The sequence below is a fragment of the Ornithinimicrobium cerasi genome (assembly GCF_003702705.1).
In the GTDB taxonomy this organism is placed as follows: domain Bacteria; phylum Actinomycetota; class Actinomycetes; order Actinomycetales; family Dermatophilaceae; genus Ornithinicoccus; species Ornithinicoccus cerasi.
In genome coordinates this window covers 68,767-94,490 of sequence record NZ_QZMN01000006.1, presented here as the reverse complement: position 1 = coordinate 94,490, position 25,724 = coordinate 68,767, and the positions used below count along the sequence as shown (strand labels likewise).

Here is a 25,724-nt window from a genome sequence, read left to right as displayed (position 1 = left end):
GACACCGTTGGACCGCCATCCCGATCTCTCGAGGAGACTCATGCGCCGCACACCCGTACTCGCGCTCGCCCTGACCACCGCCATGACCCTCGCCGCCTGCGGCTCCGGTGACGACCCGCTGGCCACCGACGCCGGGTCCCCGACCGAGGACGGGACCGCCACGTCCGGGGGCACCGGGGAGGGCGAGGGTGGCGAGGTCATCGTCGGTTCCGCCAACTTCCCCGAGAACGTCCTCCTCGCCGAGATCTACGCCGCAGCTCTCTCCGACGCCGGGGTCGAGGTCACCACCCGCCTCAACATCGGCAGCCGCGAGGCCTACATGGCCGGGCTGGACGACGGGTCGATCGACCTCATCCCGGAGTACACCGGCGGGCTCGCGACCTACCTCAACCCCGAGATCACCGTGACCTCCTCCGAGGAGGTGCTCGCGGACGCCCAGGAGAACCTGCCCGAGGGCCTGCAGCTGCTCGAGATCAGCGACGCCGAGGACAAGGACAGCCTCGTCGTCACCCAGGAGACGGCCGACGAGCTGGGCGTGGCCTCGATCGCCGACCTCGAGCCGCACGCCGGCGACCTCGTCCTCGGCGGGCCCCCGGAGTTCGAGAGCCGCCCGAACGGCGTGGACGGGCTGCAGGAGGTCTACGGGCTGGAGTTCGCCGAGTTCCGCTCGCTCGCGGCCGGCTCCAACCTCACGGTGCAGGCGCTGCGCAACGGCCAGGTCGACGTCGCCAACATCTTCAGCACCGACCCCGCCATCGAGGAGAACAGCTTCGTCGTCCTCGAGGACCCGGAGTCGCTCTTCGCCGCCCAGAACGTCGTGCCGCTGATCAGCAGCGACGTGGTCAACCCCGCCGTCGAGGACGCCCTCAACGCGGTCTCGGCGGCCCTCACCACGGAGAACCTCACCGCGATGATGGTCGAGGTGGTCAGCGAGGGTCAGGACCCGGCAGCCGTCGCCCGGACCTTCGTCGACGGCATCTGACGTCCGTCGCGCGCGGCGGCCAGCACGGCCGCCGACGCGGCGGACCAGGCCTGCGGCCGGCAGGACGCCGGGTAGGGCACCGGCCGGGAGCCGACCGGGTCGCCGGCGATGAGCTCGGGGAAGCGGTGGTGCACCGCGGACGAGAGCCGCACGAGGGCGTCGACGACCAGCTGAGCCTGCTCGGCATACCCCGTGCGCACCAGCCCGTGGAGCACGATCGCGGTGTCGTGCACCCAGACCGAGCCGGTGTGGTAGCCGGCCGGGTTGTAGGCCGGGTTGTCGGCCGACAGGGTCGCGATCCCGAACTCCCGCAGCATGTCGGGGCGCATCAGTCGGTCGACCACGAGGCGGGTCTCCTCCTCGGTGAGCAGACCCGTGCCCAGGGCGTGCCCCATGTTGGACCCGACGCCGTCGACCGCTCGGCCGTCCGCGTCCAGCGCCATCGCCAGGTAGGCGTCCTGCCCCTGACCGACCCAGAACCGTGACCGGACCCGCGTGGTCAGGTCGTCCGCCCAGGTGCGCCAGCGGTCGGCCCCGTCCTCGCCCAGCGCGTCCAGCAGCTCGGCGGTCCCCAGGGCGGCCTCCACGGCATACGCCTGCGCCTCGAGGAGTGCGATCGGCGCCGGGGCCAGGGTGCCGTCGGCGCGTCGCATGGAGTCGCCCGAGTCCTTCCACCCCTGGTTGGACAGGCCTGTGCCGGTCGTGTCGACGTAGCGCAGGAACCCGTCGGACGAGGTGCCGCACATCCGCTCCATCCATCCCAGGGCCTCGTGCGCCGCGGGGAGCAGCGCGCGGACGTGCTCCTCCTCGAGCCCCCACCGCCACGCGTCGTGGAGGAGCACCAGCCACAGGGGGGTGGCGTCCACCGTGCCGTAGTAGAGCGGCGGGAGGTCCAGGGTGCCTCCCGTGTATGCCGTGCGCCGCACCTCGTGCAGGATCTTGCCCCGCTCCGCGGCCAGGGCGGGGTCGTCCTCGGTCGCCTGCCGGCGCGCCAGGGCGCGCAGGGTGCCGTGGGCCAGGCGGGTCGTGTAGGGCAGCAGGAAGCGGGCCGCCCAGATCGAGTCGCGGCCGAAGAGGGTGAGGTACCAGGGGGAGCCCGCCGCCGCGAAGACGTCCTCGGGTGCGAGGGGGTCGGTCAGCAGGAGGTGGCGCAGGTCGGTGAGGTTGGTCCGGATCATCCGCTGCCACGCGGCGTCGCCCCCGACGTCGACGGCCGACAGGTCCAGCGCGCCCGAGCCGGCGTCGGCGTCGAAGGCGCTGGGGGACAGGCGGTCCGCGGTCAGCGTGAGGGTGACGGCCGCGCTCTCCCCGGGGGCGACCTCGAGCGGCCAGACGAGCAGCGTCCCCCCGCCGTCCGTGGTCTGCTGCTCGGGCTGCGGGTCGACGGTGACCGCGGTGCGGTGACGCTCGTCGGACCAGCTGAGCCCGGTGCCGTCGAGGGGCAGGACGGGGGTGTCGTCGGCGCCGCCCACCTTGACCGAGGACAGGTCGGCACCGTCGCCGCCGAGCCGCAGCCGAAGCGAGGTGACCACCGGGGCGGTCGCGCGCGAGCGGACGGTGATCGTCTCGGTCAGCGTGGCCCCGCGCAGCGTCCGCACCCGGTGCACCTCGACCGTGGGGTCGGGGACGTCGTCGCCCAGGTGCCGGGCAGCGGCCCAGAAGCGGGACAGGGGACCTGCGGTGTCGCAGGCCACGGCCACGGCGGGCTCGTCGTCGAGGTGCAGGGTGAGCGCGGACAGCACCCGTCGGTCGTCGACGAACCACCCGGTGCCCGGCCGGCCGATCTGGCCGTCGTGCCCGCTCAGCACGGTCGAGGGGCCGTCGACGGCGATCTCCAGCTCGTGGAGCCAGGGCTGCTTCTCCATGGGTCCTCCCGGACGCTCGTTTCCTCTTGACACACGTGGACCGGCGGTCCATCCTGCCACTCAGACACCAAACTTGGAACGTTCCAATCCCACCGGGCCCCCAGCACACACCCGAACTGGGGCCCACGTCAACGGAGACGGCATGCGCAGCAGCACGGCACGGAGGCGAGCGACGATCGTCGACGTCGCGTCGGCCGCCGGTGTCTCGCGCCAGACCGTCTCCAACGTGCTGAACTTCCCCGACCGGGTGCGCCCCCGGACGCGGGACCGGGTCCTGGCGGAGGTGGACCGGCTCGGCTACCGTCCGAGCACGGCCGCGAGGGGGCTGCGCAACCAGCGCGCCGGTGCCGTCGGGCTCGAGCTCAACCTGCCCACGTGCGGCTCGGACATCGGCCCGCTCGTGCTCGGGGCGCTGACCGCGCGCGCCCCGGCCCACGACGTCCACCTCGTCCCCTTCGGCGACGCGCACGTCTTCCCGACGGTCGCGGCCTACCGGGACATGACCCGGCGCCACCTCGTCGACGCCTTCGTCTTCGCGGACACGCACAGCGGCGACCCCCGCCCGGACTGGCTGCTGGAGCACGAGATCCCGTTCGCGGCCTTCGGCCGCCTCTACAGCCACCCCGAGCTGACCTGCTGGGCCGACGTCGACGGCCACCGGGGCCTGGAGCTGGCGGTCGAGCACCTCGTGGACCGCGGCTACGCCACCGTCGGCTACCTGGGCTGGCCGCTGCACCTCGAGGACCCCGCGGTCGCCGAGGACCGTCACCGCGGGTGGGTCGACGCGGCGACCGGCCTCGGCGTCGCGGGTCCCGCGGGCGTCACCGACCAGCAGCTCGGGCCGGCCGTCGAGGCCGCGGACGCCCTCCTCAACGAGCTGGGGCCCGGGGACGCGGTGGCGTGCGCCTCGGACCTCATCGCCCTCGCGGTCCTGTATGCCGCCGCGCGCCGCGGACTGGCCGTGGGGCGCGACCTCGGCGTGGTCGGTTTCGACGGCTCCCTCGTGGCGCGCCGGCACGGGCTCACCACGGTCGTCCAGCCCTACGAGGACCTCGCGGACCACCTGCTGCGCACCGTGCACGACCAGCTCCTCGACGGCACGGTGCCCGTGGCCGGCGCCCTGCTGGACCCCACCCTCGCTCCCTCGAGCAGCACGGACCGGGAGAGCGAGCTCACGTCATACACCCCCGTCCCTGCCCCAACCCGTCGGTGACCTCCGGCGCCCACGAAAGGAACCACCATGAAGAAGACGAACAGCATCCTCGCGCTGGCGGCCGCCGGGACCCTCGTCCTGTCGGCCTGCGGCGGCGGCGAGAGCTTCGAGGACACCGACGGCGGCGACGGCGGCGACGCCAGCCAGCCGGCCGCGTCCGCCGAGGGACCCGCCAGCCTGGTCATGCTCATCGGCTCCTCGGGCGAGGCCGAGACCACGGCCGTCGAGGAGGCGACCGCCGCCTGGGCCGAGGAGACCGGCAACGAGGTCGAGGTGCGTCCCGCCACCGACCTGGGCCAGGAGCTCGCGCAGGGCTTCGCCGGCGGCAACCCGCCGGACATCTTCTACCTCGACGCCTCCCAGGTCGCCGAGCAGGCGTCGGCGGGCAACCTCTTCGCCTACGAGGCCGAGGACAACGACGACTTCTACCCCGCGCTGCAGGAGGCGTTCACCTACGACGGGCAGCAGTGGTGCGCGCCGAAGGACTTCTCCACGCTGGCCCTGCGGGGCTGACGGACGACGACATCCCCACCACCTACGAGGAGCTCGCCACGGTCGCGGAGACACTCACCCAGGGTGACACCGTGGGCCTCGTGCTCGGCCCGGGCATCGACCGCCTCGGCGCCTTCGTCGTCGGCAACGGCGGCTGGTGGCTCAACGACGACGGCACGGAGCCGACCGGCACCTCCGAGGAGGTTCTCGCGGCGCTGGAGTACGTCAAGGAGCACATGGCCGCCGGCCACTTCGCCTACGCCGCCGACGTCGACGCCGGCTGGGGTGGTGAGGCGTTCGGCACCCAGCGCGCCGCCATGACGATGGAGGGCAACTGGATCAAGGGCGCGATGACCAACGACTACCCGGACGTGGAGTACACGGTCGCCGAGGTGCCCGAGGGGCCGGCCGGACCGGGCACCCTGCTGTTCTCGAACTGTTGGGGCATCGCCGCCGAGTCCGAGGCGCAGGCCCAGGCTGTCGACCTCGTCAACTTCCTCACCTCTCCCGAGCAGCAGCTCAAGTTCGCCGAGGCGTTCGGCGTCATGCCGAGCCGGCAGAGCGCCACCGAGGCCTACACGGAGGCCTTCCCCGAGGACGCCCCGTTCATCGCCGGGGGTGAGTACGGCCGCGGCCCGATCAACGCTCCCGACATGGCACAGGTGACCGCTGACCTCAACTCGCAGCTCGAGGGCATCAAGGACGCCGACCTGCAGCAGGTGATGGAGAGCTTCGACACCAACGCGTCGGCGGTGCTGGGACAGTGAAAACCGGAGGCCTGCAGCGCCAGCAGGGCGCAGGGTGGCTCTTCGTCGTCCCGGCGATCGCGGTCATCGGGCTGTTCGTCATCCTGCCCATCGGGATGGCGCTGTGGGTCTCCCTCAGCGACTGGGGAGGGCGAGGCAGCCCGTTCTCCAGCGACGTCAGTTTCGTCGGCGCCGAGAACTACAGCTCGTTGCTCGCGGAGCCGGGCCTCGCCCGGCAGGACCTCATGCTCTCGTTCCGCAACACCTTCTACTACGTGATCGGGGTGGTGCCCGTCCAGACGGTCCTGGCGCTGAGCCTGGCGGTCCTGCTCAACAACAAGTTCCTGAAGGGCCGCACCTTCTTCAGGACGGCCTTCTACTTCCCGTCCGTGGTGTCCTCGGTCGCGATCTCGCTGCTCTTCCTGTTCCTCTTCGCCGGCGGCGGTGCGATCAACAACGTGCTGGGCTGGTTCGGGGTCAACGGGCCCAACTGGTTCGCCGACTCCCGTGGCCTGATCCACATGTTCGGTGACGCGGTGGGCCTGTGGACCGTCGCGGACCCGCCGGGCTGGCTGGCCGACACACCCGTCATGGGGTTGTCCCTGTGGCAGTGGTTCTCCGGTCCGTCGGTGGCGATGTCGGCGATCATGCTGCAGGTCATCTGGACCACCGCGGGCACCTTCATGCTGATGTTCCTCGCGGCCCTGCAGGACCTCCCTGTGGAGGTCGAGGAGGCGGCCATGGTCGACGGCGCCAACAAGTGGCAGCGGTTCATGAACGTGACGGTCCCGCACCTGCGTCCGGCGATCCTGCTGGTGCTGACCCTCGGGTTCATCGGCACCTGGCAGGTCTTCGACCAGATGTACGTCATGACGCAGGGAGGTCCGGCCAAGACCACGCTCACCCCGGCCTACCTGTCCTACCAGGCGGCGTTCGACAACTTCAACTGGGGTGAGGGTGCGGCCATCGCGTTCATCCTGTTCGCGCTCATCTTCGTGCTGACCACCGTGCAGCGGTGGCTGCTGCGCGACAGGAGCGACGACACCCCGCGCCGGGGCCGGCGGCGACAGTCCGTGATCGCGGACACCGACGTGCGGAAGGCGCAGGCGTGATGACTACTGCATCGAGGTCCACGACCCCGGCGACCAAGGTCGAGCCGGAGATCCAGGCGGTCGGCACCAAGACCGGGATCGGCAAGAAGCTCGTGTTCTACGTGGTCCTGATCTTCTTCGCCATCCTGTACATCTACCCGTTCATCATCCAGCTGATCACCGCCTTCAAGACCAACCCCGACGCGACCAACAACGCGTTGTCCCTGACCCCCGACCCGTTCACGACGGGGGCCTGGGACACGTTGTTCAGCTCGGACTATCCCGTCTGGTTCACCAACAGCATCATCGTCACGCTGTGCGTGACGGCCGGCCGGGTGTTCTTCTGCTCCCTCGCCGGCTACGCGCTGGCCCGTCTGAAGTTCACCGGGCGGACCACGATCTTCACCGGCCTGCTCGCCATCATGGCGGTGCCCGGCGTCGTGCTGATGATCCCGAAGTTCCTGGTGCTCAACTACATCGGGATCTACAACACCTACCCGGCCCTCATCGTGCCGATCATGGTCGACGCCGCGGGCATCTTCATCATGAAGCAGTTCTTCGAGTCGATCCCGGTGTCCGTGGAGGAGGCGGCGCGGATCGACGGCGCCGGCGTCTTCCGGACCTTCTGGTCGGTGGTGCTTCCGATGGCGAAGCCGGCACTGATCACGCTGACGATCCTGTCCTTCCAGGGATCGTGGAACGAGCTGCCGCACTTCATCATCGCCACGAACAACCCCGACCTCTACACGCTCACCCGAGGGGTCGCGGGCTTCACCGGCGGCAGCCTGGGGTCCGGCAACCAGTACCCGATCAGCATGGCGGCGGCGCTGCTCATGACCATCCCCAGCGCCCTGGTGTTCATCGTGTTCCAGCGTTACTTCACCCAGGGTGCGAACGCCGGCGCCGAGAAGGGGTGAGGCTCAGAGGTCCTGGGGCGTCGCCTCGTGCCCGGGGCGACCGTGGGTGCGCCGCTGCTGCTTGAGCTCCGCCTCGTAGACGTGGCGGCGCCCCTCGGTCACCTCGTCGCGCACCGCCTGCTCGAGCGTGCGGGCGGTGGCCCAGTAGTGGTCGTCGAAGTCCTCGACCATCTGGAAGCTCCACCGTCCCGCGATGACGTTGAGCCCGATGAGCTCCTCGCGCAACCGGGCGGCCAGGCCCGTGTGACCGCTGGCCTCCAGCTGGTCGGCGCCGTCACCGAGCGCGAAGTCGGCGGCGCCGATCAGCTGGTGGAAGGAGTAGAGGTGGCCGCGTGCCCGCTCGATCTTCTCCAGCGCCTCGCTCACCGTGCCTGCAGCCTCGACCTCGGCGTCGGTGGCGCCCTCGGGACGGGAGTGCTCGGCGTCGAGGTCACGGCCCCGGGTGTCGTCGTGCGTCATCCCCGAACGGTAGCGCGGACGGGGCCGCCACCCGAAGGTGACGGCCCCGTCCGGGTGATGCCGCTCAGAGACCCGTGACGCGGTCCTCCGGAGCGGTCAGGCCGGGGTTGGCCTGCAGGTAGGCGACGAAGGCCGCGAGGTCCTCCGGCCCGCCCGTGAGGTTGGTCCCCAGGGTGAACGCGCTGAAGTTGTCACCACCCTGCTGCAGGAAGTTCAGCGTGGAGACCCGGTAGGTCGCGGTCAGGTCGAGCGGGACGCCGTCGAGCGTCATCCCGCTGACCTTGCTGCCCTCGGGCTGGGTGTCGTCCCACGTGTAGGAGAAGCCCTCGCTGACGCCCAGGGCCAGGTAGGGCCGACCCCGGGTGGAGACGTACTGCTGCTCGAGGGCCGCCTTGACCTGCGCACCCGTCATGTCCACCGTCACCAGCAGGTTGCCGAACGGCAGGACGTTGTAGGCCTCCTCGTAGGTGACCTCGCCCGGCTGCTCGCCGTTCGTGATCGTCGTGACCGGCAGGCTGGCTCGCACGCCACCGACGTTCATGAAGGAGATCTGCGCACCGCCCTCGTCGGCCCCGTCGGTCGCCGCCAGGATCGCATCCGCGACCAGGTCGGCCATCGGGGTCTCGATCCCGCGGTTGCCGCCCGCGTCCCCGAGGATGTCCTCGGCGACCGTGCCGACGACGCGCCCGGCCAGGACGGCAGAACGGGCCTGCCACTTTTCGACCACGGAGACCATCTCCGGGTCGTCCTCGACCGACTGCAGGACGAGGTGGTTGCCCGAGTAGGCGCGGTCGCGGATCACGTCACCGGTGCTCCGGCTGACGGTCAGGGCGGTCTCGGTGACCACGCGGCCGTACTGGTTGGCGCTGGTCACCAGACGCGGCTCGCCGGCCGGGTCCGGGATCGAGCAGATGTACGGCTGGTGCGTGTGCCCGGTGACGACGGCGTCGATCGCCGGGTCCAGGTTCTCGGCGATGGCCACGATCGGCCCCGAGATGCCGACGCAACCGTTGTAGGTGCCGGCCTGGGCACCGCCCTCGTGCAGCAGCACGACGATCGACTCGACGCCCTGCGCCTGCAGCTGCGCCGCCTGCGCGTTGGCCGTCTCGACCTCGTCCAGGAAGTCGAGGGTCGACACGCCGGCGGGGCTGACCAGGCTGGGGGTGTCCTCGAGCGTCATCCCGATGAAGCCGACGTCGACGCCGGCGACGGCGCGAACCTCGGTCGGGGGCAGCACCGGCTCCCCGGTCACCTTGTCGACCACGTTCGCGGCCAGCCACTGGAAGTCGGCACCGTCGTAGGGCTGGTCCTCGAAGCAGCCCAGCTCGGGGTGGCAGCCGCCGTGCTGCATCCGCAGCAGCTCGGTCAGGCCCTCGTCGAACTCATGGTTGCCGACGCTGGAGACGTCCAGGCCCGCGACCTCGAGGGTCTCCACGGCCGGCTCGTCCTGGAACAACCCGGAGAGGAAGGTCGATCCGCCGATGAGGTCACCCGCGGCGACCGTCAGCGTCTGCGTCGGGAAGGAGCGGGTCCGCAGCATGTCGAGAGTGGTGGAGAGGTTCACCGCACCGCCGACGAGGTTCTGCTCCGGGTCCTGCGCCGGGGTGAGCGTGCCGTTCTCCTCCGCGATGTGCCCGTGGTAGTCGTTGAACGAGAGCATCTGCACGACGAGCTCGTCGAACCACAGCGGCAGGACGCCGTTCAGCGCGGCCTGCACCGCCGGGGTGACGGCGAGGTTCCCCCCGAAGAGCACCATCCCCTGCGGGGACAGGACGTCCAGGGTGTTCATCGTGGTGCCGGGCACCCCCTGGGGACGGGTCAGCAGCAGCGGACCGCGGTGGTGGCCGGCGAAGGCGCCGCCGGTGAGGGCGTCGGGGAAGTCGACGCCGCTGGCCAGGAAAGCCACGCTGTCCGCCTCGTAGGAGGAGGCCACGGCGGCGGCGGTGGAGTAGCGGTCGCTGCCGAAGATCCGCGAAGTGTCCGGCACGAGACCCTCGATCGCGTCCACGACGGTGTCGGAGACGGCGAGGGGCCCGCCGAGGACGACCACGGACTGCGGCTGGAGCGCCTCGATGGCGGCCCGGGTGGAGCCGCGCAGGGCGTTCGGGTCGGTGAGGAGGACCGGCACACCGTCCCGACCGGCGCGGGCCCCGGCCGCGAGCGCGTCGGGGAAGTCCGCCCCGGTCGTGACGTAGAGGACGGGCACGCCGCTGGGGTAGGTGTTGACGATGGCGGCCGAGGTGGCGTAGCGGTCGCGGCCGGAGATGCGCTGGACGGTCGGGGCATACTGACCCAGCTCGGCGCGCACCGCCTCGCTGATCGCCAGGGACCCGCCGACGATCACGATCCGGCTGGGACGCAGGTCGGCCAGTGCCGCGCGCGTGACCTGCGGGAGGCCGTCACTCCGGGTGAGCAGGATCGGCACGGGGGCGCCCGCGGCGCGGTCCGGCTCGAGCGAGGCACCTGTCAGCCGTGCCGGCAGCTGGGCGCTGAGCGCGTCGGGGAAGCTCTGCCCAGAGGCGACGACGACCGTGCGCGTGGCGTCGGTGGGGTAGGAGCGGGCGATCGCGGCGGCGGTCTGGTAGCGGTCGCTGCCGGAAATGCGGTGGACCTGGGTGGGGTCGGGCAGGACGGGGGTGTCGGGCGTCGACGGTGGCGCGGTCACGGACTCGGCCGGGTCGGGCGCCGCGACGGCGGCTCCTCCGGCCAGGAGCGCCATGGCCGCGCCGGCGGCCACGAACGCTCTGCGCATCGAGGTGGATCGGGGGGACATGGGTGCAGCTCCTCTGCTAACCGGGGAACGGCCCGCCGTTGGGTCGTCAAGGGCAACGTAAACCATCCGTCGACCCCCGCGGTCCTGGGACGGCACCTGCGGGCGGGTGGGAACCTTGCACGATCCTTGCGGCCACCCGGCCGGACTGGGACACATGAGACTGGAGTGACAGATGTGACCTTCGCGGACGTCCTGGGACGCTTCGCCGGGAATTGGTGGACGTCAGGGGTGGTCAGCACGCCTCCGGGGACATACGGTGGGGGAGCGGGTCGCCGTGGCGGGTCCGCACTTCTCTCTCTTTGCAGGACCGACGAGATCAGGGGCACATGCACAGGGGCAAGGTTCGTCCTCGCGGGGTTCATCGCCGGACCACGGCACCCGCGACGCTGGTCGCCGTCCTCACCGGGGCTCTCGTGCTCGGTGGGGTTCCGGCCTCGGCCGACGAGCCAGGATCCGGGGAGGGGACCGCCGACTCCACCGCTCCGGTGCAGCAGGGCGGCCCGGTCGCCCCGCCCCCCTCGGTCCCGCAGCCGCTGACCGGTCTGGGGCCGAACGGCTCCGGCCAGGGCGGGGCCGCGTTCGTCCCCGTCCCGGCCGACCCCGACGTCGTGCCCGACCCACCGGTCAACGAGGACCTTCCCCTGGAGGTGGACGAGAAGGCACCGTTCGCCCAGCAGATCTCCTGCGACCCTGTCGACCGTCCGGGCGTCACCGCCTTCGCGCTGCTCGTCTCCGAGCACTACGGCCGGCCGACGACCTTCGGCGCCCGACCCTGCATCGACTACGCCTCCTTCCACCACGACGGCCGCGCGCTCGACTGGCCGCTGGCGGCCTGGGTCTCCGAGGACCGGATGATCGCGGACGCGGTGCTCGTCTGGCTGACCGAGAACGACGCCGAGATGGCCAAGCGGCTGGGCCTGGAGTACATGATCTGGAACGGCCTCATCTACTACGTCGACGGGCGCGGCTGGCAGTTCTACACCGGCAACCCGCACACCGACCACATCCACTTCTCCTTCAGCTGGGACGGCGCGCTCATGCGCACCTCGTGGTGGACGGGCGTCGCCGTGACGGAGCCCGACCTCGGGCCCTGCGACGTCACCCCGTGGTCGTATGCCGCTCTCCACCAGTTCCCGCGCGTCGCCGAGTGCGACACCTCGACCCTGGTGCCCGTCCCGGCGACCGGCCTGCCCCGGGTGCGTCCAGGTGAGACCGGCGGCGGCGTCGCGATGCTGCAGGACGTGCTCGGCGTGGAGCAGACCGGCGTCCTCGACGACGCGACCCGGTCCGCGCTCGTGGCCTGGCAGGAGGAGCACAAGCTCCCGGCCACCGGCGTCGCCGACGACCTGACGTATGCCGCGGCCCAGGGCTGGGAGCTCGGCGAGCTGCCGACGAGCGCCTTCGCGGTGGCCCCCGAGGAGTGGCAGGAGACGGAGTTCACAGCGCTGCGCCGCACCATGCTGACGGAGGGCGACGAGGGTGAGGCTGTCGCCGTCCTGCAGGCCACCATCGGCGCCGAGCCCGACGGATCGTTCGGACCGAAGACGGCCAAGGCGCTGCGCGAGTGGGAGACGACCGTGCCGGAGCTGGCCGTGCAGATGGAGCGCCGCGGCGACGGCCCTGCCGTCGTCACGCCGCTGACCTGGGTCTTCCTCGAGCGTGCCGCCTACCCGACCATCGCCGTCCGCGACGTCGAGCTGAGCATCGGCAGCCTGGACCAGGTCGCCGATCCCGAGGGTGCGCTGGTCGCCGAGACGCTCGCAGAGGGGAAGGTCGACAGCCCCTACGCCGGTGGCGCCGTCACCCTGCTCCAGGAGCTCCTCGGCGTCGAGGCGGACGGCAGCTTCGGCCCGAAGACCGAGGACGCCGTCAAGGCGGTCCAGGAGGCCGCCGAGCTGGAGCCCACCGGTGTCGTCGACGGTCCCACCTGGGTGGCGGTCGAGGAAGCCGGCCTGGAGGCCGGCCGCGTGCCCGGTGCCCCGGGCGCGGAGGCGTCGCGCGCGAGCGCCGCCAAGAAGGCGGAGCAGGAGGCGCAGGCTGCGGAGAAGAAGGCAGCCGAGGAGAGGGCGGCCCTGGTGGACGCGGCCAGGCTGAAGGCGGAGAAGAAGGCCGCCCAGGTGCGTGCGGCCCAGAAGGCCGAGGCTGCCGAGGCGGAGCGGAGGGCTCGCGAGGCGTCCCTCGCCTCGGCCGGCTGACGCCGGCCGGCGCCCGCCCACCGACTCAGCCCCTCGACATACCCCCGGGTGGCTAGGCTGAACCCCATGGCGCGTCCCCACATCGCGGCCCAGCTGGAGGACACCGTGCGCCGCCGCGTCGGTGCCCGCCTGAGGCGTCGTGGCTGGCACGAACGGCTGCACGGCTACACCGGCTACGGCACGCCCGACCATGCCCGGCTGTTCGCCCGGGTGACGCTCTCGCGGGTGGAGCCGGAGGAGCGTCGGACGGCCCTGACCCACGCCCAGGACTCGCTGCTCGACATCGCCCAGCGCGGCTGGCGGGTGTTCCTCACCGCCCCGGCCGTCGGCGTGCGGGTCCAGGTGCGCCTCGGCCAGGCGGTCGCCGAGGGCACGACCGACCGTGGCGGCTACCTCGATGTCGAGGTCGACGGCCACGGGCTGGGCCCGGGGTGGCAGGAGGCCGCCGTCGACCTGCCCAACGGCGACTCGGTGACCACCTCGGTCCTCATCGTCGACCCGGAGGTGCGGGTGGGCCTGGTCAGCGACATCGACGACACGGTCATGGTCACCCACCTGCCCCGTATCCTCATCGCCGGCTGGAACACCTTCGTGCGCTCGGAGGTGGTGCGCCAGGAGGTGGCGGGGATGGCGGCGATGTACCGCTCCCTGCTCGCCGAGGACCCGCGGATGCCGATCTTCTACCTCTCGACCGGAGCCTGGAACATCGCGCCCGCCCTCACCCGCTTCCTGCGCCGCCACGACTACCCGGTGGGCCCGTTGCTGCTGACGGACTGGGGCCCCACCAACACCGGCTGGTTCCGCTCCGGGCAGGAGCACAAGGAGCGCGAGCTGCGGCGGCTGACCGGGATGTTCCCCCAGATCCGCTGGGTGCTCGTGGGTGACGACGGGCAGCACGACCCGGTCATCTACGGCGCGTTCGCCGAGGAGCACCCGCAGGCGGTCGAGGCGATCTGCATCCGGGAGCTGACCCCGGCGGAGCAGGTGCTCTCCAGCGGTCTGCCGGTGCCCACCGACGAGCTGCTCGGCAAGAAGGTGGAGGCGCCCATGCTCAAGGCGCCCAACGGCTACGGCCTGCACCAGCTGCTCGTCAGCGGACGGGGCCGGTCAGGTGCCTGAGCTCCCCGAGGTCCAGGCGCTCGTGGACTTCCTCGGCGGGCGGGTGGTCGGGCGCGTCGTCACCGACGTCGAGCTGGGGTCGGTCGCGGTGCTCAAGACCTTCGACCCGCCGCCGGACGCCCTCGTCGGCAGCCCTGTCGACGCGGTGCGCCGCCACGGCAAGTTCGTCGACCTCGACGTGGACGGCACCCACCTGGTCTTCCACCTCGCGCGGGCGGGGTGGCTGCGCTGGTATGACGTGGTGCCGGCCACGCGCGTCCGTCCGGGGAAGTCGCCCATCGCCCTGCGCGTGCGGCTGGACGACGAGTCCGGCTTCGACCTCACGGAGGCGGGCACGAAGAAGGGGCTCGCGGCCTACGTGGTGCGCGACCCTGCCGACGTCCGGGGCATCGCGAGTCTCGGCCCCGACCCCATGGCGGACGACTTCACGCTCGAGGACTTCGCCGCGATCCTGCACGACCGCCGCACGCAGGTGAAGGGGCTGCTCCGCGACCAGTCGGTGCTGGCGGGGGTGGGCAACGCCTACTCCGACGAGGTGCTGCACGCGGCCCGGCTGTCCCCGTTCGCGCTCGCGTCGAAGCTGACGGAGGAGCAGGTGGCCGCGCTCTACGAGGCGTTGCGCACGACGCTCACCGCAGCCGTCCTGGCGGCCGAGGGCCGGCCGGCTGCCGAGCTGAAGGACGCCAAACGGTCCGGCATGAACGTCCACGGCCGCACGGGGGAGGCCTGCCCGGTCTGCGGCGACACGGTGCAGGAGGTGTCGTTCGCCGACTCCTCCCTGCAGTACTGCCCCACCTGTCAGACCGGTGGCAAACCGCTCGCCGACCGCCGGATGTCGCGCCTCCTCCGCTGACGACGTCCGTCGCGAGCGGTGCGAGGATGGGGCGTATGAGCGAGATCCCCACGGTGCTCCCGACCGACCTGCCCGACGACGCCCTCGTCATCGACGTCCGCGAGCACGACGAGTGGATAGCCGGCCACGCCCCCGGTGCCGTCCACCTGCCGCTCGGGGACATCCCCGCGCGCCTGGACGAGCTGCCCGCCACCGACGAGTCGCTGCCCATCGTGTGCCGCAGCGGCGGACGTTCCGGCCGCGCCGTGCAGTGGTTGGTGCAGCAGGGGTTCGACGTGGTGAACGTCGAGGGTGGGATGAAGGCCTGGCACGCCTCCGGCAAGGCCATGACCAGCGAGACCGGCGGGGAGCCGCACGTCGTCTGAGTGATTCACGCCCCGCTGCCCCCGCCGGCTGGCGTGCCTCGATCTCTGCGGCGGATCGTGGCCCCCCTGGGGGCCATGAACCGCCGCACTGCCGTCCGGACCTGTGGATGACCGCGACCTGGGCTCCCGCGTCCGTGGCACGGTCCTGCTCATGCGGAGGGTGATGACGCGTCAGCAGGCACTGGCTGCGGGGCACAGCGCCAAGGAGCTCCGCGTGGCTGTGGCCCGCGGTCGCTGGCAGCGGCCCTTCCGCGGGGTCCTGGTGACCCACGCGGGACCACTCACCTGGCGGGAGCGGATGGCGGCCGCTGTCCTGGCAGCCGGGCGCGGTGCGGTGGCCAGCGGCGAGTGCGCCCTCGTGCTCTGGGGGCTCAGCACCCGGGAGCCGTCCTTCCTCACGGTCGCCGTCCCGGTGGACCGCCAGGTGCTGACGAGGCTGCCGGGGGTCAGGGTCCGCCGGCGCCGGCGACTGACGACCGCCAGGTCGCAGGGGATCCCGGTCATGGGGTTGCACCAGACGGTCCTGGATGTCGCAGCTCTGGTCACCTGGGACGTCGACGACGTCGTCGGTCTGCTGGCCAGGGCGTGCGCCCCGCGACGGTCGACACCGGCCGCCCTGCGCGCGGAGCTGGCTCACCACCCCCGCCACCCGCGTCGGCAGGAGCTCGACGCCGTCCTTGAGGCCGCCGAGCTCGGGCTCGAGAGCGGTGCGGAGTGGCGCTACGTCACGGCGGTCGAGCGCCCGCACGGCCTGCCACCCATGACGCCTCAGGCCCCCCTGGACGGCACGCACTCAGCTGCCCGTCGTCGCGTTCGACGGCTGGACTTCCTCGATGAGGAGCGCGGGATCGGGATGGAGATCGACGGTGAGCTCTACCACCGCGGGAAGTTCCGGGACGACCGATCCCGGGACCGTCGCAACGCCGGTGAAGGTCGGATCACGCTTCGGGCCTGCTGGGTTGACGTGGTGGTCACCCCCTGCGAGCTGGCTGCGGACGTCGCCGTGGTGCAACGCGCCCGTGGCTGGACGGGACATCCGCGGGCCTGCTCCCCGAGCTGCGCGCTGGCTCGCGACCCCCGCCTGCAGGGGCCTCCGGCCACCGCGGCCGGCGGCTGAGGGCAGACGTTGACGGCAGTACCGCCCGCGAACAGGGCTGCCGACGTCGGCTCCGTCAGGCAAGTGCGGCGGTTCGTGGCCCCTCCAGGGGCCACAACTCGCCGCGGACGTCGACGGCAAGCGTCCGCAGGCCACCACCGGTGCGTGACGGCCGGCGGCCGAGAAGGTCAGCGCTCCGGAGTGAAGACGCGCGCCTGCCAGCCGAAGGCCCGGGCGGCGTCGACGTTGTCCGGCCGGTCGTCGGTGAAGTGCACCTCCGCGCGCCCGACCACCCGCGCCAGGTGCCGCTCGATCTCGGCGTGCGCGGCGGCATACGCCTCGGGGTCGGGCTTGGCGGAGCCGAGGTCGTGGGCGTTGAGCAAGGTGGGCACCAGCCGCTCCAGCCCCATGCGGACCAGTTCCTCGGGCACCCGGTCGGTGCCGTTGGTGAACACGAAGACGGGGGTCCCGGCGTCCAGCAGCTCGTCGACAAGACCCACCGTCGCGGCGACCGGCGTGCCGTGGTCGGCCAACCAGGTGGCGACCAGGTGCTCGACCGCCTCGCCCGGATGGGCCTCGAGCAAGCGCCGGCGCACCGCCGCCATCCAGTCGGCGTGGCACGCGCGCCCGACGACCATGGCTCGCGCCTCGGGCAGCGCGAACGCGAGCTCCAGGAGCTCCCCGGGGCCCATCCCCAGCGCCTGCCCCGCGCGCCCGAGCTCCCCGTCGGTGTCGAAGGTGCGCAGCACGCCGTCCAGGTCCAGGACGGCCACCCCTGCCCGGCGCAGGAAAGCGGCGACCCGCCAGCCACGCCCCGTCACCGCCGGCACCACCTTGGCGACGACGACGTCCTCGAGGGCCACGGTCACCGGACCACGCCGCGTCCGCACGGTGATGGTCTCGGCGTCGCGGTGGGCGAGCTCGCCGAGCAGGTCGGTGGCCCGGGCGCCGTCCTCGATGAGGTGGCGCACCACCACCCGGGCACCCACCGACGCCCCGCTCAGACCCTCTGCACCCATCTGCGTGAGTCTAGCCCGCACCCTAGAGACCCCCAGACGTGCCGATCGTGCCGGTTTCCGGGAGGTCGCCCCGACCGGGTACTGTGACGTCCGCCCTGATTCTCGAGGAGTGCTCCGGGCGTCCGGAGGGGGAGACCACATCACCATGAGTACGTCCGCGCGTTCCGCCGCGCCCACCCGTCTGCCCGCCCGGTCCCGCGACCGACGGCCCGCGCTCGCCGCGCTCGCGCTGCTCCTCGTCCTGCTGGGGGCGCTCGGCAGCGCGCTCCTCGTCTACCGGACGGGGGAGCGCACCGAGGTGCTCATGGCGGCCGGTCCGATCGAGCAGGGTGAGGTCCTGACCCGTGAGGACCTCCGGGTCGTCGAGATGGCCTGGGACGACGGCGAGACCCAGCTCATCGGCGCCACCGCGATCGACAACTTCGTCGGCGCCTCCGCCCTGACCCACATCCCGGCCAACTCCGTCCTGGCCCCGCAGATGTTCACCGCGAGCACGATGGCTCCCGCCGGGTCGACCCAGGTCGGCGTGCTGGTCCCGCTCCCGGGTCGTCCGGCCGACGTCTTCCGCGTCAACGACATCGTCCGCGTCTTCCAGGTCCCCCCGGCGGCCGCGGTCGGTGAGACGGGGGAGACCGAGGAGCTGGTGACGGCGGCCAAGGTCGTCTCGGTGGGCGCGGCCAGCACGACGAGCGACAGCGTGCACGTCACCCTCCTCGTCCCCGAGGCCGACGCCCCCGCGGTCATCGCGGCCAGCTCGAGCGGGTCGGCTGCGCTCGCCGTGCTGCCGGCCGACACGGCGCCGGTGGTCGACTGGCGCACCGAGTGAGGTCGTCGTGGCACTGATCAGCTTCTTCAGCGCCAAGGGCGCCCCGGGCGTGACGAGCACCGCGATGCTCGTCGCGGCTCTCTGGCCCCGCCCGACGCTGCTCGTCGACGCCGACGGCGCGGGGGGCGACCTGCAGATGCGCCTCCCGAACGAGTCGGGCACCGCCCTGACCCAGCACCCCGGCCTGCTCACCCTGCTCCCGCTCGCGCGGCACGGACTGGCGCCGGGGGTGGTCCTCGACCACAGCCAGGTCGTCACCGGCGGCCAGCGGATCCTCGTCGGCCTCGAGTCGCCCGAGCAGTCCGACGCGGCGGGGTCGCTCTGGCCGACCCTGGCCCGCTCCTTCCGCGAGCTCCCCGGGTATGACGTGATCGTGGACGCGGGCGCGCTGTCGCTGCGCGCCGGCCAGCTCGGCCTGGTCCAGCGCGGCGACCTGGCCGTCGGCGTGGTGCGGCCGAACCCGGCCAGCGTCATGCACATGCGGCAGCGGGTCGCGGCCCTCCACGACACGTTCCGGGTGCTCGGCCCCGACGCGCCGCGCCTCGGCCTCGTCTGCGTCGAGGACGTCCAGCACCAGGGGGAGGCCAGCTCGGCCGTCGCGACCGTGCGCGGCGACCTGCCCGACGTCCTCGACCTCGGCCAGGTGGCCCTCGACGCCCGCGCCGAGCGGTTGTTCCACGGCGACCCGGTCGCCCGCCCCGAGCGGACCATGCTCGTCCGCTCGGGCGGCTCGCTCGTCCAGCGGCTGGTCGCCGCCGTCGGCCCGGTGATCCAGCCCGACCCCGAGCCCGAGCGCCAGCCGGAGCCCGACCGCCGTCCCGAGCCCGCGACGTCCTTCACCACCCGCCGCGACGCCAGGTCGGCCGCCCGCTCGGGTGGCGCGCCTGAGCGGCACGAGGACGGCATACCCGAGGACGGCGGTCCGGGCCGCTCCGCCGACTCGACCCCGCCGAGGAAGAGGAGGTGGCGGCGGTGAGCCTGCCCACACCCAGCGTGCTGCCCGCCGGCACGCCCGCCGAGATGGCGGCCACCAACACCCTGGTCCGCACCCTGCGCGCCCAGGTCGCGGACCGCCTCAACCAGCAGCGCCGCCGCGACGAGGTCGCGGGGCGCTCCCCGATGACGAGCGAGGACGAGCGGCACTTCGCCCGTTCCCTCATCGTCCAGGTCCTCGAGGACCACGCCACCCTGCAGATCAGCGAGGGCCTCGTCCCGCCGACGGCCGAGCAGGAGGAGCGGATCGCGGCGGCCATCCACGCCGCGCTGTTCGGCGTGGGTCGACTGCAGCCCCTGCTGGAGGACCGTGAGGTCGAGAACATCGACATCAACGGCTGCGACCGGGTGTTCGTGGGCTACGCGGACGGCCACGAGGAGCTCGCGCCGCCCGTCGCGGACAGCGACGAGGAGCTCATCGAGCTGATCCAGATCCTCGCCGCCAACGTCGGCCTCACCTCCCGCCCCTTCGACTCGGCCAACCCGCAGCTGGACCTGCGCCTGCCCGACGGGTCGCGGCTCTCGGCCGTGATGGGCGTGTGCCAGCGGCCCAGCCTCTCGATCCGCCGCGCCCGCCTGGGCGAGGTGCGCCTCGAGGACCTGCTGGCGACCAACACCTTCACCGAGGACGTCATGCGCTTCCTCAAGGCGGCGGTGGCGGCGCGCAAGAACATCATGATCGCGGGCGCCACCAACTCGGGCAAGACGACGATGCTGCGTGCGCTGGCTGCGGAGATCCCGCCGGAGGAGCGCCTCGTCACCGTCGAGCGGGCGTTGGAGCTGGGGCTGGACAAGTTCGAGGACCAGCATCCCAACGTCGTCGCGTTCGAGGAGCGCCTGCCCAACTCCGAGGGGATGGGCGCGGTGACGATGGCCGAGCTGGTCCGCCGCAGCCTGCGGATGAACCCCTCGCGCGTCATCGTCGGCGAGGTCCTCGGTGACGAGATCGTCACGATGCTCAACGCGATGAGCCAGGGCAACGACGGATCGCTGTCCACGATCCACGCCAACTCCTCGATGGAGGTCTTCAACCGCATCGCGACCTACGCGCTGCAGGCCGAGGAGAACCTCCCGGTCGAGGCGACGCACATGCTCATCGCCGGCTCGATCAACTTCGTCGTCTTCATGCGCAAGAAGAACGACCACGCCACCGGTGGGGGGCTCGCCCGCGGGGTGCAGTCGATCCGCGAGGTCACCGGCATCGACGGCCGCGTGCTGTCCTCGGAGGTCTTCGCCGCCGGCCCGGACGGGTTCGCGCGGGCCAAGGCGCCGATCGAGTGCATCGACGACCTCGTGCCGCACGGCTACACGCCCACCCCGATCTCACGCTGGGACTGACCGGGGTATGACGCAGCTCACCTCGCTCCTCCTCCCGATGGCCACCGGGGCTCTCGTCGGTCTCGGCCTCTACGTCGCCGTCCTGGCCGTCGTCGGGCTGCCCGAGCGGGACCCGGGCACCCCCCGGCGGTTCAGCAACCTCACCCTGCGCGGGGTCAGCACCAGGCTCCTCGTCGGACTCGGTGCCGGGCTGCTCACGCTGCTCCTGACCCGGTGGGTGGTGGCGGCGGTCGGCATCGGCCTGCTCGCGGGGCTGTGGGACCAGATCACCGGGGATGCCAGGGGTGAGACCCAGGGCATCACCAAGCTCGAGGCGCTCGCCACGTGGACGGAGTCGTTGCGGGACACCATCGCCGGGGCTGTCGGCCTGGAGCAGGCGATCCCGGCCACCGCGGTCAACGCCAACCCGGCGATCCGCTCCTCGCTCAACCTGCTCGTCGACCGCCTCCGGATCCGGGAGCCGCTGCCGGACGCCCTCATCGCCTTCGCGGAGGACCTCGACGACCCCTCCGCCGACGTCATCTGCGCGGCGCTGGTCCTCAACGCCCGGCTCCGCGGCCCCGGCCTGCGGGACGTGCTGGGCGCCCTGGCCCAGTCCACCCGCGAGGAGCTCGACATGCGCCGGCGCATCTCGGCGAGCCGGCGCTCCATCCGGCGGTCGGTGAAGATCATCGTCGTCATCGTGCTCTCGGTGATGGGGGGCCTGGCGCTGTTCAACCAGGTCTACGTGCAGCCCTACACGACGCTGCTCGGCCAGGCCGTGCTCGTGGTCGTCGCGCTGCTCTTCGCCGGTGGCCTGCTCTGGATGCGGCGCCTCTCGGAGCCGCAGAAGCTCAACCGCTTCCTCGTCGTCGACCGGCGCTCCCGCGAGCGGGACCGGGAGGCGGCGATCGAGGAGACGCGGCGCGAGCTGGCGGACCGGGCCCAGCGAGCCGAGCGCGCCGCGGGGGCCGACAGGGCCGGGGGGGTGGCCCGGTGAGCGCCATGCTGTGGCCGATGCTCAGCGGCGGACTCGTCGGCCTGGGGCTGTGGCTCGTCGTCCGCGCGCTCCTGCGCCCCCGGCCCGGCGTCGCCTCCCTGGTCGCCCGGATCGACGCCGGCTCGCGCTCGATGCAGACCCGGACGCTGTCGGAGTACGACAGCTCGTTCACCAACATGAGCTCGCGGGGGCGTGGCCTGATGACCGCCCTCGCCGACCGGATGGAGGTGCTCGCCGCCCAGCGTGGCTGGGAGCTGAACCGGCAGCGGGCCGACCTGGCGATCCTCAACCGCAGCGTCGGCGCGATGCTGGCGACCAAGGTCGTCGGCGCGCTGATCATGCTGGTCACCGCCCCCCTGGTGTGGGGGGCGCTGCGGCTGGGCGGCCTCGATATCGGCCCCACGGTGCCGCTGGCCCTCGCCCTCGTGCTCGCCGTGCTCGGCTTCTTCCTCCCGGACCTGTCGCTGCGCAGCGAGGCCGAGGCCCGCCGCCGGGAGTTCCGCCGCACCGTTGGCATCTTCCTCGACCTCGTCGCGATGAACCTCGCTGGCGGGCGCGGCCTGCCCGAGGCGCTCCTCGCCGCCTCCTCGGTGAGCGACCACTGGTCCGTGGTCCGGATCCGCCAGACCCTGGCCAACGCGCGCCTCTTCGGGACGACGCCCTGGGAGGCGCTGGGTCGCCTGGGCAAGGACATCGGCCTCGAGGAGCTCGAGAGCCTGGCCGGGACCCTGGTCCTCGCCGCGGACGACGGCGCGAAGATCCGGCAGTCCCTCTCGGCGCGCGCGACGACCATGCGGCGCAAGCAGCTCTCGGAGGCCGAGGGCGACGAGGGTGAGCGCTCGCAGTCCATGCTCATCGCCCAGATGCTGCTCGTGGTGGCCTTCCTCGTCTACCTCGCCTACCCCGCCCTGGTGGCGCTGATGGGCGAGCAGGCACTCGGTCCGGGTGGAACGTGACCCGATCGTTATGGCACCATCGTCCGCGGGAAGCTTGCGCCGCGCTCTGCAGCGGGGCGCCGACACACATCGAGGGGAACCATCCGTGATGAAGTCCATGAAGAAGTCCGTGCGCCGTGCCCACGAGCAGCTGCTGGCGGACAAGGAGCGCGGGGCGTCGGCCCTGGAGTGGGCGCTCATCGCCGCCGTCGTCGTGGTCGCGGCAGCGCTGATCGGCGCCGCCGTCTTCAACGTCATCCAGACCCGCGCCGCGCAGGTGCAGCAGTGCGGCAACGTCGCGGCCGGCGGCACCTGCTGATGTCGCCCGCCCGCCACCGGCGGGCGCTGCGTGGAGCCTCCGAGCGCGGCACGGCCGCGCTGGAGCTGGCGATCGTCGCCCCGTCCCTGCTGGCGCTGATCTTCTTCAGCCTGCAGGCCGGGTTCTTCTTCTACGGCCGGGCCGCCGCCACCCACGCCGCGCGCGAGGGGGTCTCGCACCTGCGCCTGGCCGAGGACGCCGGCGCGTATGCCGCCCTGCGGGGTGACGCGCACGCGCGCACCGAGCGGTTCGCGGCCAACGTCGGCGGGGCCGGGCTGGTGGCCCCCGAGGTGACCAGCTCCTACGACGAGCGGGGCGACGGCACGGCCCGGGTGACGGTCACCGTCACCGGTCGGGTCATCACGCTGATCCCGGGGCTGCGGCTCACCGCCTCGGCCGACGCCTCGGGCTCGGTCGAGCGCTTCCTGGAACCCGAGGAGCTCCCGTGAGGGTCGAGGCGCCCGGACGCCGACCGGAGCGCGCACGGCATACCCCCAGGTCATGCCGCCCGGAGCGGGGGAGCATCGCGCTCGAGTTCGCGTTCGCGGCCCCCATCGTGCTGCTGCTGCTGGCGCTGACCTGGACCTACGGGCGGGTGGCGTGGGCCAACGGCCACCTCGAGGCCGGGGCCCGGGACGCCGCCCGCGTCGCCACCCAGGCCCGGTCCCTGGACGAGGCCCGTGCTGACGCGCTCGCCGTGCTCCGCGAGAACACCGCCGCGGTCGACGGCTGCGGCGACAGCGTCGCGCTGCGCCTCGACGGGCGGTTCGAGCCGGGGGAGACGCTGACCGTGGAGGCGAGCTGCAGCTACAGCCTCTCCGACATCGGCCTGCCCGGCGCCCCCGGCACGATGACGCCCCGGTCCAGCTTCTCCAGCGTCATCGACCTGCACCGGGGCATCGAGGGCGGGGCACCGTGACGCGTCCTCACCCGGTGGACCGGCTGGTGCGTTGCCTCTCGTCCCTGCGGGGTCACGGTGAGCGCGGCTCCATCCTGCCCGTGGTGCCGGTCATGGCCCTGGCGATGCTGATGATCGCGGGCCTGGTCATCGACGCCTCCCGGCAGCTGAACGCCCGCAGCCAGGCCGTGGCGTTCGCGGAGGAGGCCGCGCGGGCGGGTGCGCAGGCGGTGCGCAACGAGCAGCCGCTCCAGCTCGACCGGGACGAGGCCCGCGCCAACGTGGCCGACTACTGCTCGACGGTGCTGGGCCGTGGCTACGTGACGCGCTGCGAGCTCGTCGACATCACTGCCGCACCGGACGGCCCGCCGCGGCCCCTCGTCGTCGTGGTGCAGGTGCAGACCACCATCCCCGCCACCCTCCTCGGCATGGTCGGGGTCCGCACGCTCACCGCGGCCGGCGAGGGCCGCGCCGAACCCGTCGAAGGAGACCTCGTTGCGCCCGTCCCGACGCTTCCCTGAGCCCGTGCGGCTCCTCGCCCTCGCGCTCCCGCTGGGCCTGCTCCTCACCGCCTGCGGCGGCGCCGAGGAGGGGTCGCCGGCCGACCCGGCCGCCCCCACCCCGGTGCAGCTGTCCACCGCCACGCCCACCCCGACGGCCCCGTCCGGGGAGACGGCCGAGGCGGAGACGGCCGACGACTCAGCCGGCGGCGAGGAGGACGAGGAGGGTGCTGCGGCCGGGGCGTCGGACCCCGGGACCTGGGCGACGTTCACCGAGGAGCCCGGCATGATCCCCCGCACCGACGGGGACGAGGTCTTCGCCGACGACCCCCGGGTGGTGGCCGTGCGCACCTTCAACGAGGAGTTCGCCCGGGCGGCGACGGCGGGCGACCCGCAGAGCCCCGACTGGCTGGAGACGCTGGACCCCGAGGGTTACGACGCCTTGATGGCGGTGCTCGGGGAGGAGTTCGGGAAGCAGTACCCCGGGCCGCTGCCCTTCTCCGTCATCGACGTGACCGAGCTGGAGGACGGGTCCGGCTCGGTGCAGGGCTGCCTCGTCTCCGAGGGCTTCGCGATGGGTCCGGAGGGCGTGACGGGCAGCACCGTCACCCCCATCGAGTACGCTCTCAGCGCGCACCCGGAGCAGGAGGGGGCCTGGCTCGTCCAGGCCATGTGGGCCGGGGCCTACGACTGCTCCGCGGTTGACGTGGAGGGCACCACGTGGTGACGTTGGCCAGGACGACCGGCTCCGGGAGGGACACGACGATGACGCAGGCACGTGCGGCGCGCCCGCTGCTGCGCCGGCTGGGGGCTGCGGCCCTGGCCCTCGGCGTGGCGTTCGCGCTGGCCGCGCCCGCCCAGGGCGCGCCGATCGACCCGCCCAAGCGGCCCGGCGAGGGGATCACCTGGGGCGCGGGAGGTCAGGTGAAGATCAAGACGATCGGGACGGGCAACGGCTCGGCCTGCTCCTTCATCGCCTCGCCCAACTCCCTCGGCGGCGTCTGCGTCCAGGCCAACGGCCTCGACGGGCCCTCGATCCAGGAGGTCCTGCAGGGCGACCCGCTCCCCGACTGCTGGGACGAGCGGCTCACCGAGGAGGAGCTGCGCGACACCAACCTCGTCAACGGGGACGGCCGCAGCTGGTACTGGCACCGTTGCCTGCGCGGCATCGACCCGGAGACCTTCGCGGTCGAGCCGGGCGGCCTCTACTTCTCGATCGGCATCTGGCCCTTCGACGACGCCGACCCCGACCTGGTCTTCCTGACGCCCAACCAGCAGGCGTTCGTCGACCGGTTCGTCTCACGCGGCAACGTGCCGGACCCGGTCCTGGTCGCGTCACCCAACCCCGTGCCCCTCGTCAACGAGGACGTCTCGTTCCACAGCTACGGCGAGGACGAGATGCACGTCGACATGAGCGTGCCCGGGGTGGCGATGCGGGGGAAGATCACCGAGATGCTCGTCTACCCGGAGGGTCGCCCGGGCCCGGTGGTCCGGTGCAGCGGCACCGGTGTCCAGGCCGGGCCGGAGGACACCCCGCAGACCCTGCGCGAGGCGTGCTGGCACCTCTACAAGAGGTCCAGCCTCACCCGCGCCGACGACTACTACGCCGCCGAGGTCCACGTGAGGTGGCAGGTGGACGTCCTCATCGGCGGGGCGTGGCAACCCTTCCACAGCTTCACCAAGGCCGGCAGCGCCATGATCCCGGTCAACGAGGTCCAGGCGCTCGTCCAGCCCTGACCCGACGACCACCC

The 25,724-nt window shown here is 72.5% G+C and carries 26 protein-coding genes; 22 read left to right on the top strand and 4 right to left on the bottom strand.

All coding sequences use genetic code 11. From position 1 onward, the window contains the following. The first annotated feature begins 40 nt into the window (after window positions 1-40). On the top strand, window positions 41-982 hold the full coding sequence (locus tag D4B81_RS08465; RefSeq protein WP_122261998.1) for an ABC transporter substrate-binding protein: 942 nt from the start codon (window positions 41-43) through the stop codon (window positions 980-982). Here the strand turns inward: D4B81_RS08465 and D4B81_RS08460 are convergent. After that, a complete protein-coding gene (locus D4B81_RS08460; protein ID WP_122261997.1) occupies window positions 937-2,847 on the bottom strand; it encodes a glycogen debranching N-terminal domain-containing protein in 1,911 nt (636 codons plus the stop codon). The genes D4B81_RS08465 and D4B81_RS08460 overlap by 46 nt on opposite strands. 142 nt (window positions 2,848-2,989) lie before the next feature. Between D4B81_RS08460 and D4B81_RS08455 the strand changes: the two genes are divergently transcribed. Genes D4B81_RS08455 through D4B81_RS08440 form a run of 5 tightly spaced genes read left to right on the top strand, consistent with a single transcriptional unit; the run spans window position 2,990 to window position 7,306 of the window. Continuing rightward, window positions 2,990-4,060 (top strand): LacI family DNA-binding transcriptional regulator, encoded by a 1,071-nt coding sequence (locus tag D4B81_RS08455; RefSeq protein WP_161965054.1) that lies wholly within the window; start codon window positions 2,990-2,992, stop codon window positions 4,058-4,060. A 27-nt stretch (window positions 4,061-4,087) separates the two neighbouring features. Continuing rightward, entirely contained in the window at window positions 4,088-4,573 is a 486-nt protein-coding gene (locus D4B81_RS19240; protein WP_337189870.1) for an extracellular solute-binding protein, read from the top strand. Then, on the top strand, window positions 4,531-5,319 hold the full coding sequence (locus D4B81_RS19235; RefSeq protein WP_337189869.1) for an extracellular solute-binding protein: 789 nt from the start codon (window positions 4,531-4,533) through the stop codon (window positions 5,317-5,319). Before D4B81_RS19240 ends, D4B81_RS19235 begins: the two co-directional genes overlap by 43 nt. Next, on the top strand, window positions 5,316-6,410 hold the full coding sequence (locus tag D4B81_RS08445) for a carbohydrate ABC transporter permease (RefSeq protein ID WP_237565904.1): 1,095 nt from the start codon (window positions 5,316-5,318) through the stop codon (window positions 6,408-6,410). Before D4B81_RS19235 ends, D4B81_RS08445 begins: the two co-directional genes overlap by 4 nt. After that, entirely contained in the window at window positions 6,410-7,306 is an 897-nt protein-coding gene (locus D4B81_RS08440; RefSeq protein ID WP_122261995.1) for a carbohydrate ABC transporter permease, read from the top strand. Before D4B81_RS08445 ends, D4B81_RS08440 begins: the two co-directional genes overlap by 1 nt. A gap of 3 nt (window positions 7,307-7,309) precedes the next feature. Here the strand turns inward: D4B81_RS08440 and D4B81_RS08435 are convergent, their stop codons facing one another. Further along, window positions 7,310-7,765, bottom strand: coding sequence for a hypothetical protein (locus tag D4B81_RS08435; RefSeq protein ID WP_122261994.1), 456 nt, complete (start codon window positions 7,763-7,765; stop codon window positions 7,310-7,312). 64 nt (window positions 7,766-7,829) lie between these two features. Continuing rightward, window positions 7,830-10,538: a cell wall-binding repeat-containing protein gene (locus D4B81_RS08430; protein ID WP_161965053.1), complete on the bottom strand. Its 2,709-nt coding sequence runs from the start codon at window positions 10,536-10,538 to the stop codon at window positions 7,830-7,832. 326 nt (window positions 10,539-10,864) lie between these two features. Here D4B81_RS08430 and D4B81_RS19155 point away from each other — a divergent pair, with 326 nt between their 5' ends. The 5 genes from D4B81_RS19155 (at window position 10,865) to D4B81_RS08405 (ending at window position 16,187) form a co-directional block, all read left to right on the top strand. Beyond that, window positions 10,865-12,733: a peptidoglycan-binding domain-containing protein gene (locus D4B81_RS19155; RefSeq protein ID WP_161965052.1), complete on the top strand. Its 1,869-nt coding sequence runs from the start codon at window positions 10,865-10,867 to the stop codon at window positions 12,731-12,733. 66 nt (window positions 12,734-12,799) lie between these two features. Continuing rightward, window positions 12,800-13,852 (top strand): App1 family protein, encoded by a 1,053-nt coding sequence (locus tag D4B81_RS08420; RefSeq protein ID WP_122261991.1) that lies wholly within the window; start codon window positions 12,800-12,802, stop codon window positions 13,850-13,852. Continuing rightward, window positions 13,845-14,705 (top strand): Fpg/Nei family DNA glycosylase, encoded by an 861-nt coding sequence (locus D4B81_RS08415; protein ID WP_122261990.1) that lies wholly within the window; start codon window positions 13,845-13,847, stop codon window positions 14,703-14,705. The genes D4B81_RS08420 and D4B81_RS08415 overlap by 8 nt, the downstream gene beginning before the upstream one ends. Window positions 14,706-14,740: 35 nt before the next feature. Further along, window positions 14,741-15,070, top strand: a complete 330-nt coding sequence (locus D4B81_RS08410) for a rhodanese-like domain-containing protein (protein ID WP_122261989.1) — start codon at window positions 14,741-14,743, stop codon at window positions 15,068-15,070. 103 nt (window positions 15,071-15,173) lie between these two features. Further along, window positions 15,174-16,187 carry a hypothetical protein gene (locus D4B81_RS08405; protein ID WP_122261988.1) on the top strand — a complete coding sequence of 338 codons (1,014 nt, stop codon included), beginning with the start codon at window positions 15,174-15,176 and terminating at the stop codon, window positions 16,185-16,187. Between the two features lie 167 nt (window positions 16,188-16,354). Here D4B81_RS08405 and D4B81_RS08400 read toward each other — a convergent pair whose 3' ends face one another. Further along, on the bottom strand, window positions 16,355-17,185 hold the full coding sequence (locus tag D4B81_RS08400; RefSeq protein ID WP_122261987.1) for an HAD family hydrolase: 831 nt from the start codon (window positions 17,183-17,185) through the stop codon (window positions 16,355-16,357). A 145-nt stretch (window positions 17,186-17,330) separates the two neighbouring features. On the opposite strand from D4B81_RS08400, the gene D4B81_RS08395 reads away from it, so the two are divergent. The 11 genes from D4B81_RS08395 to D4B81_RS08345 all read left to right on the top strand — a co-directional run bounded on the left by D4B81_RS08395 (window position 17,331) and on the right by D4B81_RS08345 (window position 25,710). Next, window positions 17,331-18,011: an SAF domain-containing protein gene (locus tag D4B81_RS08395; RefSeq protein WP_122261986.1), complete on the top strand. Its 681-nt coding sequence runs from the start codon at window positions 17,331-17,333 to the stop codon at window positions 18,009-18,011. A 7-nt stretch (window positions 18,012-18,018) separates the two neighbouring features. Beyond that, complete coding sequence (locus D4B81_RS08390; RefSeq protein ID WP_122261985.1) at window positions 18,019-18,987, top strand: CpaE/TadZ family protein; 969 nt, start codon at window positions 18,019-18,021, stop codon at window positions 18,985-18,987. Further along, complete coding sequence (locus D4B81_RS08385) at window positions 18,984-20,342, top strand: TadA family conjugal transfer-associated ATPase (protein ID WP_237565903.1); 1,359 nt, start codon at window positions 18,984-18,986, stop codon at window positions 20,340-20,342. Before D4B81_RS08390 ends, D4B81_RS08385 begins: the two co-directional genes overlap by 4 nt. 7 nt (window positions 20,343-20,349) lie before the next feature. Beyond that, window positions 20,350-21,321: a type II secretion system F family protein gene (locus tag D4B81_RS08380; RefSeq protein ID WP_122261984.1), complete on the top strand. Its 972-nt coding sequence runs from the start codon at window positions 20,350-20,352 to the stop codon at window positions 21,319-21,321. Between the two features lie 5 nt (window positions 21,322-21,326). Next, window positions 21,327-22,277 carry a type II secretion system F family protein gene (locus D4B81_RS08375; RefSeq protein WP_097189083.1) on the top strand — a complete coding sequence of 317 codons (951 nt, stop codon included), beginning with the start codon at window positions 21,327-21,329 and terminating at the stop codon, window positions 22,275-22,277. 88 nt (window positions 22,278-22,365) lie between these two features. Then, complete coding sequence (locus D4B81_RS08370; protein WP_097189082.1) at window positions 22,366-22,575, top strand: hypothetical protein; 210 nt, start codon at window positions 22,366-22,368, stop codon at window positions 22,573-22,575. After that, window positions 22,542-23,024, top strand: a complete 483-nt coding sequence (locus tag D4B81_RS08365) for a TadE/TadG family type IV pilus assembly protein (RefSeq protein WP_122261983.1) — start codon at window positions 22,542-22,544, stop codon at window positions 23,022-23,024. Before D4B81_RS08370 ends, D4B81_RS08365 begins: the two co-directional genes overlap by 34 nt. Further along, on the top strand, window positions 23,021-23,494 hold the full coding sequence (locus tag D4B81_RS08360; protein ID WP_122261982.1) for a TadE/TadG family type IV pilus assembly protein: 474 nt from the start codon (window positions 23,021-23,023) through the stop codon (window positions 23,492-23,494). Before D4B81_RS08365 ends, D4B81_RS08360 begins: the two co-directional genes overlap by 4 nt. Further along, window positions 23,491-23,994, top strand: coding sequence for a TadE/TadG family type IV pilus assembly protein (locus D4B81_RS08355; RefSeq protein WP_161965051.1), 504 nt, complete (start codon window positions 23,491-23,493; stop codon window positions 23,992-23,994). Before D4B81_RS08360 ends, D4B81_RS08355 begins: the two co-directional genes overlap by 4 nt. Before the next feature lie 4 nt (window positions 23,995-23,998). After that, complete coding sequence (locus tag D4B81_RS08350) at window positions 23,999-24,700, top strand: hypothetical protein (RefSeq protein ID WP_161965050.1); 702 nt, start codon at window positions 23,999-24,001, stop codon at window positions 24,698-24,700. Window positions 24,701-24,738: 38 nt separating this feature from the next. Next, on the top strand, window positions 24,739-25,710 hold the full coding sequence (locus D4B81_RS08345) for a hypothetical protein (RefSeq protein WP_122261979.1): 972 nt from the start codon (window positions 24,739-24,741) through the stop codon (window positions 25,708-25,710). The last annotated feature ends 14 nt before the right edge of the window (window positions 25,711-25,724 follow it).

Excerpts from the sequence above, each read along its gene's own strand:
- D4B81_RS19240 (WP_337189870.1), top strand. The coding sequence starts at position 4,088 with ATGAAGAAGACGAACAGCATCCTCGCGCTGGCGGCCGCCGGGACCCTC.
- D4B81_RS08400 (WP_122261987.1), bottom strand. The coding sequence starts at position 17,185 with ATGGGTGCAGAGGGTCTGAGCGGGGCGTCGGTGGGTGCCCGGGTGGTG.
- D4B81_RS08440 (WP_122261995.1), top strand. The coding sequence starts at position 6,410 with ATGACTACTGCATCGAGGTCCACGACCCCGGCGACCAAGGTCGAGCCG.
- D4B81_RS19155 (WP_161965052.1), top strand. The coding sequence starts at position 10,865 with ATGCACAGGGGCAAGGTTCGTCCTCGCGGGGTTCATCGCCGGACCACG.
- D4B81_RS08460 (WP_122261997.1), bottom strand. The coding sequence starts at position 2,847 with ATGGAGAAGCAGCCCTGGCTCCACGAGCTGGAGATCGCCGTCGACGGC.
- D4B81_RS08430 (WP_161965053.1), bottom strand. The coding sequence starts at position 10,538 with ATGTCCCCCCGATCCACCTCGATGCGCAGAGCGTTCGTGGCCGCCGGC.
- D4B81_RS08370 (WP_097189082.1), top strand. The coding sequence starts at position 22,366 with ATGAAGTCCATGAAGAAGTCCGTGCGCCGTGCCCACGAGCAGCTGCTG.
- D4B81_RS08465 (WP_122261998.1), top strand. The coding sequence starts at position 41 with ATGCGCCGCACACCCGTACTCGCGCTCGCCCTGACCACCGCCATGACC.
- D4B81_RS08455 (WP_161965054.1), top strand. The coding sequence starts at position 2,990 with ATGCGCAGCAGCACGGCACGGAGGCGAGCGACGATCGTCGACGTCGCG.
- D4B81_RS08345 (WP_122261979.1), top strand. The coding sequence starts at position 24,739 with ATGACGCAGGCACGTGCGGCGCGCCCGCTGCTGCGCCGGCTGGGGGCT.
- D4B81_RS08380 (WP_122261984.1), top strand. The coding sequence starts at position 20,350 with ATGACGCAGCTCACCTCGCTCCTCCTCCCGATGGCCACCGGGGCTCTC.
- D4B81_RS08375 (WP_097189083.1), top strand. The coding sequence starts at position 21,327 with ATGCTGTGGCCGATGCTCAGCGGCGGACTCGTCGGCCTGGGGCTGTGG.
- D4B81_RS08410 (WP_122261989.1), top strand. The coding sequence starts at position 14,741 with ATGAGCGAGATCCCCACGGTGCTCCCGACCGACCTGCCCGACGACGCC.
- D4B81_RS08435 (WP_122261994.1), bottom strand. The coding sequence starts at position 7,765 with ATGACGCACGACGACACCCGGGGCCGTGACCTCGACGCCGAGCACTCC.
- D4B81_RS08395 (WP_122261986.1), top strand. The coding sequence starts at position 17,331 with ATGAGTACGTCCGCGCGTTCCGCCGCGCCCACCCGTCTGCCCGCCCGG.
- D4B81_RS08420 (WP_122261991.1), top strand. The coding sequence starts at position 12,800 with ATGGCGCGTCCCCACATCGCGGCCCAGCTGGAGGACACCGTGCGCCGC.